Annotated in this window: 9 protein-coding genes; 7 read left to right on the forward strand and 2 right to left on the reverse strand. The window is 62.1% G+C overall.

Features of this window, described 5'->3' with window-relative positions; translation table 11 throughout:
* Both PSTU_RS0104010 and mtgA read right to left on the reverse strand, forming a co-directional pair.
* Positions 1-2,481 (reverse strand): CHASE domain-containing protein (locus PSTU_RS0104010; protein WP_019339753.1); only part of this gene is annotated, 2,481 nt, incomplete at its 3' end.
* A 245-nt stretch (positions 2,482-2,726) separates the two neighbouring features.
* Complete coding sequence (gene mtgA / locus PSTU_RS0104015) at positions 2,727-3,419, reverse strand: monofunctional biosynthetic peptidoglycan transglycosylase (RefSeq protein ID WP_019339754.1); 693 nt, start codon at positions 3,417-3,419, stop codon at positions 2,727-2,729.
* 70 nt (positions 3,420-3,489) lie between these two features.
* On the opposite strand from mtgA, the gene PSTU_RS0104020 reads away from it, so the two are divergent.
* The 7 genes from PSTU_RS0104020 (at position 3,490) to hutG (ending at position 10,203) form a co-directional block, all read left to right on the forward strand.
* Positions 3,490-3,864 carry a DUF423 domain-containing protein gene (locus PSTU_RS0104020; RefSeq protein ID WP_019339755.1) on the forward strand — a complete coding sequence of 125 codons (375 nt, stop codon included), beginning with the start codon at positions 3,490-3,492 and terminating at the stop codon, positions 3,862-3,864.
* Between the two features lie 105 nt (positions 3,865-3,969).
* Positions 3,970-4,170 carry a sulfur carrier protein ThiS gene (gene thiS / locus PSTU_RS0104025; protein WP_029404606.1) on the forward strand — a complete coding sequence of 67 codons (201 nt, stop codon included), beginning with the start codon at positions 3,970-3,972 and terminating at the stop codon, positions 4,168-4,170.
* 84 nt (positions 4,171-4,254) lie between these two features.
* Positions 4,255-5,049, forward strand: a complete 795-nt coding sequence (locus tag PSTU_RS0104030) for a thiazole synthase (protein WP_019339757.1) — start codon at positions 4,255-4,257, stop codon at positions 5,047-5,049.
* Between the two features lie 74 nt (positions 5,050-5,123).
* Positions 5,124-5,834 (forward strand): tRNA (guanosine(46)-N7)-methyltransferase TrmB, encoded by a 711-nt coding sequence (gene trmB, locus PSTU_RS0104035; protein WP_029404607.1) that lies wholly within the window; start codon positions 5,124-5,126, stop codon positions 5,832-5,834.
* A 175-nt stretch (positions 5,835-6,009) separates the two neighbouring features.
* Positions 6,010-7,347: a DUF1329 domain-containing protein gene (locus PSTU_RS0104040; protein WP_019339759.1), complete on the forward strand. Its 1,338-nt coding sequence runs from the start codon at positions 6,010-6,012 to the stop codon at positions 7,345-7,347.
* 659 nt (positions 7,348-8,006) lie between these two features.
* Positions 8,007-9,245: an imidazolonepropionase gene (gene hutI, locus PSTU_RS0104045; RefSeq protein WP_019339760.1), complete on the forward strand. Its 1,239-nt coding sequence runs from the start codon at positions 8,007-8,009 to the stop codon at positions 9,243-9,245.
* Positions 9,235-10,203: a formimidoylglutamase gene (hutG, locus tag PSTU_RS0104050; RefSeq protein WP_019339761.1), complete on the forward strand. Its 969-nt coding sequence runs from the start codon at positions 9,235-9,237 to the stop codon at positions 10,201-10,203. The genes hutI and hutG overlap by 11 nt, the downstream gene beginning before the upstream one ends.
* Positions 10,204-10,257: the final 54 nt, after the last annotated feature.

Here is a 10,257-nt window from a genome sequence, read left to right on the forward strand (position 1 = left end):
ATGCAGCCAGGTGATGCCCGTGTCTTCGGCGTTCTGCTCGAAATGGCTGGCCGCCGATATCACGATGATCGGCAGGTCTCGCGTGTCGGGATTGCCACGTACTTCGTCGATCAGCTCGCGCCCGCTACCGTCGGGCAAATGCAAATCGAGCGTCATCGCCTCGTAACGGGTACTGACAAGCTTGTCTCGTGCCGCGTGCAAACTCTGCACGCGGTCAACCGCATAACCGGCATCGCGCAGCATCAGCAGCAGTAACCGGCCGGTATCCGGTTCGTCTTCGATTACCAGCAGGCGAGGCTGGCCCAAGTCGGTAACCAAGGTGGTCGATTCGAGTATGGGCAACTCACACCAGAACGTCGTGCCTTGACCCTCGGCTGTATCAAAACCGACGCGACCGCCCATCCGCTCGATGAATTCCTTGGTAATGGCGAGCCCCAGGCCGGTGCCGCCCTTCTGCCGGCTGTCTGAAGCATCCGCTTGAGCAAATTTCTCGAATACCCGGTTCTGGAAGCTTGGTGGGATGCCGGGTCCCTGATCGGTGACGCTGATCCGCACATGGCTGGCATTGGGCTGGCTGCAATGCAGGGTAACCTGGCCACCTTCCGGCGTGTACTTGATGGCGTTCGAGAGGAAGTTGGTCAGCACCTGCTGCAGGCGCAACCCGTCGACCCAGACGTGTACGTTCACCGGGTCGCGAAGTATGCAGTTCACCCCGAAATGTGCGGCGAACGCCTGGTTGCTGACCAGCGCCTCGTCCAGCAACTGGCGCAGTGAGTGCTCGCGCATATCGAAGATCATCTTGCCTGCAGTGACTTTTTCCATGTCCAACAGATCGTTGATCAGGTAACCCAGCCGCAGACTGTTGCGGTGCGCGATCTCGAGCATTTGCTGCATGGCAGGCGGCGTATCGCCCATGGCGCCACCGGTGATCAGGCCCAGAGCACCGCTGATGGATGTCAGCGGGGTGCGCAGCTCATGACTTACCGTCGAGACGAACTCGTCTTTCATCTGCTCGATACGCTTGTGCTCGGTCAGGTCCATGCTGGTGCCGCTGACGCGCAATGGCTGACCATCGCGGTCGCGCTGAATGTAGCCGCGGATCAGCACCGGCGTGATCTTGCCGCTTTTATGCTGCAGGCGTAGCTCGGTGGTGAAGTGATCGGTCGTCGAGCGCATGGTCTCGGCCAGTTGGGCCCGCTCCTGAGGCAGATCCTCGGCCACGATGAGCCGCTCCCAGAGCTTGAGATCCGAACTCAGCTCGCCGGGACGGTAGCCGAGCATGTGCCAGGCGCGCGGCGAAGCATAGAAGGTGCCTGCATCCAGATTCATGTCCCATAGCCCGTCATTGCTGCCTTTGAGGGCAAGGCTGAGACGCTCTTCACTGAGCTGCAGGGCGCGTTTGTTTTCCCGGATGTCTTCGGTCATCTGCTGCGCCAACGCCTCGGCACGGCGGTGTCTGAGCGACAACGAAAACGTCAGCAAAAACAGTAATGCGCTCAGGCCACTGCCAAGGCCCATTATCAGTCCCTTGTTGGTGCTGAAAAACTGCTCGAAGGCCGGACGACTCTCCAGGCGCAGCGTCCAGGTCTGGCCATAGAGATCAAGCTGTACCCGCTTGCTGTATTGGGCTTGGCCTGCCATAGCGTCATCTCGACTGGCAAAGATCAGCTGTTCGGTTTGCTCGGAATCGCCTGCGTAAATGCGCAAGCTGAGGTTCGGGTCGGCTGCGCCGAGAATGCCTCGCATCAAGTCGCCCAGCCGATAGGGGCTGTAGACGAAGCCCTTCAGCGCCTGCAGGCGTTGTGTCACCGAGGTGAGCGGCTCGTCAGGACGATACAGCGGTACATACATCAAGATGCCTGCTTGTACCTTGCCGTGGGTCTCCTGGCGTAACGTGACTTTACCTGTGATCCGGGTTCTTCCGGTTTCGGCAGCACTGAGCATGGCCTGTCGGCGAACCGGCTCGGAGAACATGTCGAAGCCGAAAGCGGCCAGGTTGCGGCCACTGAAAGGCTCGAGGAAGACGATTGGCGTGTGAAGCGAGCGGCCCGGCCCCTGCGGGTGGACAACGTAGTTGCCATAACCTTCAGCCCAGACGCTCCGCATATGGCTATCGAGATCCGACGGCAACACAGCCTTGGCGAAACCGACGCCCTGGATGCCGGGGTAGCGCTCGGCCAGTTGCAGTCGCTCGTTGTATTCACGCCACTGCGCGCGCGTTACCTCTCCTGAAGCGTCGAACAGCCCGGCCGCCCCGAGCAGAATCTGCTCGTGGTCAGTCATGCGTTTATGAATGGCCTCGATGGTCGTGTTCACCAGCAAATCGAACTGCTTGAGCGCGACCCGCTCCTCTTTCATCTCGAGATGATTGAGGAGGGCAAGCTGTACCAACAGCGCTACGGCCAGAACGAGCCAGGCGATGCTGTTGCGCCAGTGAAAGAACTGCCGCACCTTGCCGAAAGATGCACTCGTTTCGTTCATGCTATCTGCCGTGCGCTAGTGACGAATGGCAAGAAGATACGGTGCGCCCGGTTCGACAACCGCTCTCGCATGCCGGTTGTGGCCCGGTATTCACCCCATACTTTCAACGCAGCTTACTCGCTGAGATGGCGTACTGCCATAAAGTCCCGACAGAGCGCACCGGTCGTTGTGCTTGCGCTTGGGCGAGCACTGACGACTGTCGTTCACCAAATCGTTTCGGTCTTCCTTCAGCGTGCTTCGCTTGCTCATAGCCGGTTCAGGTAATTGCTGCCGCCCAGTTGCCTCACCTGTTTCCGAATCCAGGCGGCGCGACTGCGCACGTGTGGGCCGGGTCGACCGGCGTTCCACTCGCGAGGGTTGGGCAGTACAGCGGCCAACTGGCTGGCCTGGCTAACAGACAGGTAAGGGGCGCCAATGCCGAAGTGATGCTGCGCAGCTGCCTCGGCGCCGAATATGCCAACGCCCCATTCGACGCTGTTCAGATAGACCTCCAGGATCCGCTGTTTCGGCCACAACAGTTCGATCCAGCCGGTAAACCAGACTTCCAGCCCTTTACGCAGCCAGCTGCGCCCGGACCAGAGAAACAGGTTCTTCGCCACCTGCTGGCTCAGCGTGCTGGCGCCACGGAGCGAACCACCGCGTTCGTTATGCTCGAATGCGGCGCGAATCGCCGCGATATCGAACCCCCAATGGCCCGCAAACTTCTGGTCTTCGGCCGCGATGACAGACATCTTCAGATCATCCGGCAGCTCTTTCCAGGGCCGCCAACTACGCCGCAGGTCGATGCTTTCACCAGCGATCCAGGATTCGATCTTGCGTTCAACCATCAGTGCAGTGAAGGGCGGCGGCACCCATCGCATAACCAGCACCAGCAGCACGGACAGTGCGGTCAGCCAGAGCAGCAGTTTGGTGAGTCGGCGTAGCAGGGCTCGGAGCATGGGGCGTGGTCGCGACCAGGGAGAACGGGCATTATAACGGTGCATACACGCCCTGACCGGAAGCCTCCGAATGATTCGTCCGTTTCTTATGCTCGCTGGATTCTTCGGCTTGACCGGCGTCGCGCTTGGCGCCTTTGCAGCCCATGGGTTGAAAAGCCGCTTGGCTGCTGACTACCTCGCCGTGTTCCAGACCGGGGTGCACTACCAACTGATCCACGCCTTGGCGTTGTTCGGCATCGCCCTGCTGGTGCTGCATGCGCCGAGCCGTCTGCTGATCGCAGCAGGTAGCCTGTTCACGCTGGGTATTCTGCTGTTTTCCGGCAGTCTCTATCTGCTGGCTCTGACGGGCGTCGGCAAGCTTGGGATCATCACGCCCATCGGTGGCACGGCGTTTCTGGCCGGCTGGATCTGTTTGATGGCGGCGGCCTGGAACCTGCGCGCCTGATCGGCTTGCATGTATGCGGCGGAGATGAATGGTGGCAGCGGCTGCCTTGGTGGGCCGAGTCGATCGGGCTAGAATGTCGGCCCTTTTGCAATGGTGGCGATCACTATGCACATCCAGTTGAACGGCGAGCGCTACGAGCTCCCGGACGGTCAGTCGGTGGCCGATCTGCTGCAGCGCCTGGAGTTGACTGGGCGCCGGCTGGCGGTCGAGCTTAATCGCGAGATCGTGCCGCGCAGCCAGCATGCCGCGACGACGCTGGTCGAGGGCGACCAGATCGAAGTCGTGCACGCCATTGGCGGCGGCTGACGAGCCCGCCGCATCAACGATTCCCGCACGTCGCCCGTGCAGCGGCGTAATTCTCGCTTCATTTCATCTGTACAGGATGGTCGCATGAGCCCAGTTCCGCACGACAAACCCTTCACGCTTGCCGGCCGCACCTATCAGTCGCGCCTGCTGGTGGGCACCGGCAAATACAAGGATCTCGAGGAGACCCGCGCCGCCATCGAGGCCTCCGGTGCGGAGATCGTCACCGTTGCGGTGCGCCGTACCAATATCGGCCAGAACCCGGGCGAGCCCAATCTGCTCGATGTCATCTCGCCGGATCGCTACACCATTCTGCCGAACACGGCCGGCTGCTACGACGCCGAAGAAGCGGTGCGCACCTGCCGCCTGGCCCGTGAGCTGCTCGATGGCCACAAATTGGTCAAGCTGGAAGTATTGGCTGACCAGAAGACGCTGTTCCCGAACGTCATCGAAACCCTCAAGGCCGCCGAAGTGTTGGTCAAGGATGGTTTCGACGTGATGGTCTACACCAGCGACGACCCGATCATCGCCCGTCAGCTCGCCGAGATGGGCTGCATCGCGGTCATGCCCCTGGCCGGCCTGATCGGCACGGGACTGGGCATCTGCAACCCCTATAACCTGCGCATCATTCTTGAAGAAGCCAAGGTTCCGGTTCTGGTTGACGCCGGGGTCGGCACGGCGTCCGACGCGACCATTGCCATGGAGCTCGGCTGCGAAGCTGTGCTGATGAACAGCGCCATTGCTCACGCACAGAACCCGGTACTGATGGCCGAAGCCATGAAGTATGCGATCGATGCCGGTCGCCTGGCCTATCTGGCGGGGCGCATGCCGAAAAAACTCTATGCCAGCGCCTCTTCGCCTCTGGAAGGTCTGATTCGCTAGTTTTCCTCCTCCGTTTAGCGGCCGCTTGATCGCTCGATCACCCGGCCGGTCCTTTTTTATCTGTAGGTTCGTTCATGAGTGACATTCCAACCCCGGCCGAGGGCCAACGGCGCATGCGCACCATCAAGAGTTTCGTGATGCGTGCCGGTCGCATGACCGAAGGCCAGCAGCGTGGCCTGGATCAGGGCTGGCCACGGTTTGGCCTTGAGCTGGCGGACGGCCTGCGCGATTTTGACGAGGTGTTTGCTCGACAGGCGCCACGCACGTTCGAGATTGGCTTTGGTATGGGCCACTCCACCCTGGAAATGGCCGCGGCGGCGCCTGAACAGGACTTCATCGCGGTTGAAGTGCACTCGCCGGGCGTAGGGGCGCTGCTAAGCGGACTTCTGTCACAGAATCTGAATAATGTGCGCATCTACAGTTGCGACGCGCTCGAAGTGCTGCGTGAATGCGTCCCCGATGCCAGCCTGGACCGGGTCCTGCTGTTTTTCCCTGATCCCTGGCACAAAAGCCGTCACCATAAGCGGCGCATCGTCCAGCCGGCATTTGCCGGGCTGGTGCGACAAAAACTCAAAGTCGGCGGTGTGTTACACATGGCGACCGACTGGGAAGCCTATGCGGAGCACATGCTCGAGGTCATGAGCGTTGCGCCTGGCTATCGTAACCAGTCTACGAATGGCCAGTACATCGAGCGCCCTTCGGAGCGCCCGACGACCAAGTTCGAGCGTCGCGGTGAGCGGCTTGGCCACGGCGTCTGGGATCTCAAGTTCGAGCGCATCGACTGATCGACTGAAATACGCATCACCGCTGCATCCGCTAAAGCCGCGACCAAGCGGCCCAGGGACGAACAAATAACGAAAAAATGCCAGGAAGGCACGATCCCCAATACCTCTACGAGCGCTCTGCCTGCGAGTCAGAGCCGTCATCTGCCGCGCCAGCCGCGCAGCAAGGAGCAAACAGATGTACAGAAAATTCGGAATTCTGCTGCTGGCGGCCTGTGCCAGCCAGGCCCAGGCCAAGGTCGACGACACGCAGGCCGTGCGCCTGGGTCAGGACCTGACCCCGCTGGGAGCCGAGCGTGCTGGCAACGCCGCTGGCACCATTCCTGCCTGGACCGGCGGTGTGCAACCTCCTGCAGGTTATGAAGTAGGCATGCACCATCTTGACCCTTATGCGGCGGACCCGGTGCTCTACCGAGTGGATCAGAGCAACGTTGGCCAGTACGCCGCATTGTTGCCGGAGGGGCTGCGGGCGCTGGTTGAGCGGTATCCGGACTTCCATCTGCGGGTATTCCCAACGCGCCGCAGCGCCAGCAACCCGCAGCGCATTTATGACGCTACGCGGCTGAACGCGGTCAACGCCGAACTGATCGCCAACGGCAACGGGATTCAGGGCGCGTTCGCTGGCATCCCGTTCCCCATCCCGCAGGACGGGATGGAAGTGATCTGGAACCATGTCCTGCACTACAAGGGCGACCAGACTCACTTCATCAACAATCAGGCTGTAGTCATCAATGGCAGCCCGACCTATATCAAGCGGGACCGCGAGATCTACTACGTCTACAACCGTGAAGGCATGACCCAGGCCGATCTGGACAATACCTCGCTGTATTACAAATACCGCGTCACCGCACCGGCCAAGCTCTCGGGCACTGCGCTGGTGGTTCAGGACCCGCTCGACCAGGTTCTGGCGGTGCGCAAGGCCTGGCGTTACAGCCCGGCAGACCGTCGCGTACGCCGCTTACCGTCGCTCGCCTACGATTCGCTGCAGCCCGACACCAGCGGTCTGGCCACAGCCGATGTGGTGGATTCGTTCAACGGCGCACCAGACCGCTATGAGTGGAAGCTGGTCGCCAAGCGCGAAATGCTGGTGCCGTACAACAGCTATGCGGTCCACCAGCAGGGTATTCCTTACGACGACATCGTCGGGCCGCGCACCTTGAATCCGGAGCTGCTGCGCTATGAATTGCATCGGGTCTGGGTGGTCGACGCCACGCTGCGCAAGGGCTTCAGCCATCCCTATAACAAGCGCCGGTTCTATATCGATGAGGACAGCTGGTCGATCCTGGCAGTGGATCTGTATGACGAACAGGGCGAGTTGATCGGCTTGCAGGAGAGCCACCCGATCAGTTATTACGAGCTTCCGATGTTCAACAGTACGGTCGAAACGCTCTACCACCTGCAAGACGGCAATTACTTCGTCGATGGGCTGGATAACAACGAGCCTATGTACGACTTTGGCGCCAAGCTCGGTCCGCGTGACTTCTCGCCAGCAGCGCTGCGACGTGGCGGTAACTGAATCACTGCATCGAAGCGATTTCGGCCGTCGATAGAGCCCTGACCTTTCGGCCTCGGCTCTATTGACCGTTCGAGCGACGCGACGCCCGAATGGTTCTGGCCGGCAGCGCCGGGACGCCGCCGCCGACGCGCCACATTCCGACAGGCGACATGGCCGAGCGTGGCAGCCTGCATTTTCTGCATCTCATGCCTCGGACTTCGCAGCGCCGCGACCCGCATGCCGCCAGTGTCAGGGTATGTCGCGCAACCGATGCGCCCCCTTGCGATGCGACCGCCCATCGTTTCACGAATTTCTCCTGCCGTTACGCTCTCCCTACGTAGCGACGATCTGGTCGCGCCAGTTCCAGCCTGGCTTCGCGTCCATGGCCGCACGCGCCGAACACCGGCCTGCACACGCTCGCTTGCCGAGCGTTCTCGGGCGAGCAATGCGCCTTCATCCATCCGATAAGAAACTTGCCGGTCGCCTTGGGGTGCGCGCCTGGGCGAGCCGTGGGTCCGCAAGAGAACTGTTAGATCGGGATGTATATACAATAAGGTGATTTCGACTGGGTTACATAGCTTGGCAAGCCCGGCGCGACGATAGGATGGCCTTTCCAAGGTTGACGACATTGTGCCTTACACCTATTGTATATACAACTTCATGCACAGGTGTTCGCCGTGATGCCCGTTACCCCTAACAAGAGCTTGCTATGGCGCGACGTCACAGTCTTCGACGGTGTGCAAACGCTACCGCAGCCCATGGCGGTGCTGGTCGAGGCGGGTCGTATTGCGTTCATGGCGCCGATGTCGGAGTTCGACGAAGCTCGGGCGGAGGGAGTGGTGGAAGCGGGTTGCGGTGGGGTGATGACGCCGGGACTGATCGACTGCCACAGCCATCTGGTGTACGCCGGTAACCGCGCCGACGAATTCGAGCAGCGCCTAGAAGGTGTCAGCTACGCCGAAATCGCCAAGGCGGGCGGCGGTATTCTCAGCACGGTGCGCGCTACCCGTGCCGCCAGCGAAGAACAACTGCTGGCGCAGAGCCTGCCACGGTTGCAGGCGATGCTGGCCGACGGCGTAACCACCGTGGAGATCAAGTCCGGATACGGGCTGAGCACCGCTGACGAGCTGAAAATGCTGCGTGTCGCGCGCAAACTCGGGAAGCACTTCCCGGTGCGGGTGATCACCACCTTGCTCGCCGCGCACGCCTTGCCGCCGGAATACTCGGACGACAGCGATGCCTACGTCGATCTGGTATGCAACGAGATCATCCCGGCGGCCGCGGCCGAAGGGCTGGCCGATGCAGTGGACGTGTTCTGCGAACACATCGGCTTCAGTGCGGCGCAGTGTGAGCGTGTATTTTGCGCCGCCCGGGCCCATGGCCTGCCGGTCAAGGCCCATGCCGAACAGCTCTCCAACCAGGGCGCCAGCGCGCTGACGGCCCGCTATCAGGGCTTGTCGGCGGACCATATCGAGTTCCTCGACGAGGCGGGCGTGCAAGCGATGGCCGCCGCCGGCACGGTCGCCACCTTGCTTCCCGGCGCCTATCACACCCTGCGCGAAACCCAGCTGCCGCCTGTTGCATTGCTGCGCCGGTACGGGGTGCCGATGGCGGTAGCCGGTGACGCCAACCCCGGTACGGCGCCGATCTGCTTCCCTACCCTGAACCTGAACCTGGCTTGCACGCTGTTCCGCCTGACGCCGCGCGAGGCCCTGGCCGGCATGACCGCGCATGCCGCGCAAGCGCTGGGCTCGCCCGAGCTGGGGCGTATCGCCGTTGGCGCCCCGGCCGATCTGTGTCTGTGGGACATCCGCTCGCCCGCCGAACTGGCTTATGCGGTACAACCCGGTCGCCTGCGCCAGCGTGTGTTTGGTGGCGTCGTCAGCCACGACAAAGAGGCCGTTCGCCATGCACGTTGATCGTCACTCGATGGCGTCATGGCAGGGTCGCGTCGACCCGGAAGCGGACAGTCCGCGCTGGCACCAGCGTATTCAGCCGCTCGCTGGCGACAGCCAGCCGGGCCTGGCCTTGCTCGGCTTTGCCAGCGACGAAGGGGTACGCCGCAATCATGGCCGCGTCGGCGCGGTGAATGGCCCGCAGGCGATGCGCAAGGCGCTGGCTAACCTGGCCTGGCATCGCAGCGGACCGGCCTATGATGCCGGTGACCTGGTCTGCGCCGATGGCGATCTGGACGCGGCCCAGGCTCGTCTGGGCGAGAGTGTCTGCGCATTGCTCGATGCCGGTCATCTGCCGATCGTCCTCGGTGGCGGACACGAAGTGGCATTCGGCAGCTGGCAAGGGCTCGCCGCCCATCTGGCCGGCGGCAAGCCGTCGATGGCCGCCCCACGGAAGGCCGCGCCACGCATAGGCATCATCAATTTCGATGCGCACTTCGACCTGCGCGACCCGGCCCATGTCCATTCCTCCGGTACGCCTTTCGCGCAGATCGCCGAGCAGTGCGCAGCCCGTGATTGGCCATTCGTCTACGCCTGCCTGGGCGTCAGCCGTGCGAGCAATACCCGGGCGTTGTTTCAGCGCGCCGCCGAGTGGCAGGTGCTGGTGCGCGAGGACCGCGAGATTAGCGAGGCGAGCCTGGAGGCCCTGGGCGCCGACCTAGATCGCTTCATCGCCGACTGCGATGCCGTATATCTGACCATCGACATCGACGTGTTCCCTGCCTGCGAGGCGCCCGGCGTCAGTGCGCCGGCCGCTCGCGGGGTTTCCCTGGCGCTGCTCGAACCCTTGCTCGAACGCATTCTAGACAGCGGCAAGCTGCGTCTGGCCGACCTCGCCGAGCTCAACCCGGAGCATGACATCGACTACCGCACCGCGCGGCTGGCGGCGCGCTTGATTCACCTGCTGTCCCTGACCGGCTGAGCCACTCAGCCATTTCTCTGACAAAAACAACTACAGAGGAACGCACCGATGATG

This window comes from Stutzerimonas stutzeri SDM-LAC (assembly GCF_000235745.1).
GTDB classification, from domain to species: domain Bacteria; phylum Pseudomonadota; class Gammaproteobacteria; order Pseudomonadales; family Pseudomonadaceae; genus Stutzerimonas; species Stutzerimonas stutzeri_H.

Bases quoted from the DNA above. Each gene is read 5' to 3' on its own strand.
- mtgA (WP_019339754.1), bottom strand. From the start codon at position 3,419: ATGCTCCGAGCCCTGCTACGCCGACTCACCAAACTGCTGCTCTGGCTG.
- hutI (WP_019339760.1), top strand. From the start codon at position 8,007: ATGCCCGTTACCCCTAACAAGAGCTTGCTATGGCGCGACGTCACAGTC.
- PSTU_RS0104030 (WP_019339757.1), top strand. From the start codon at position 4,255: ATGAGCCCAGTTCCGCACGACAAACCCTTCACGCTTGCCGGCCGCACC.
- PSTU_RS0104020 (WP_019339755.1), top strand. From the start codon at position 3,490: ATGATTCGTCCGTTTCTTATGCTCGCTGGATTCTTCGGCTTGACCGGC.
- hutG (WP_019339761.1), top strand. From the start codon at position 9,235: ATGCACGTTGATCGTCACTCGATGGCGTCATGGCAGGGTCGCGTCGAC.
- trmB (WP_029404607.1), top strand. From the start codon at position 5,124: ATGAGTGACATTCCAACCCCGGCCGAGGGCCAACGGCGCATGCGCACC.
- thiS (WP_029404606.1), top strand. From the start codon at position 3,970: ATGCACATCCAGTTGAACGGCGAGCGCTACGAGCTCCCGGACGGTCAG.
- PSTU_RS0104040 (WP_019339759.1), top strand. From the start codon at position 6,010: ATGTACAGAAAATTCGGAATTCTGCTGCTGGCGGCCTGTGCCAGCCAG.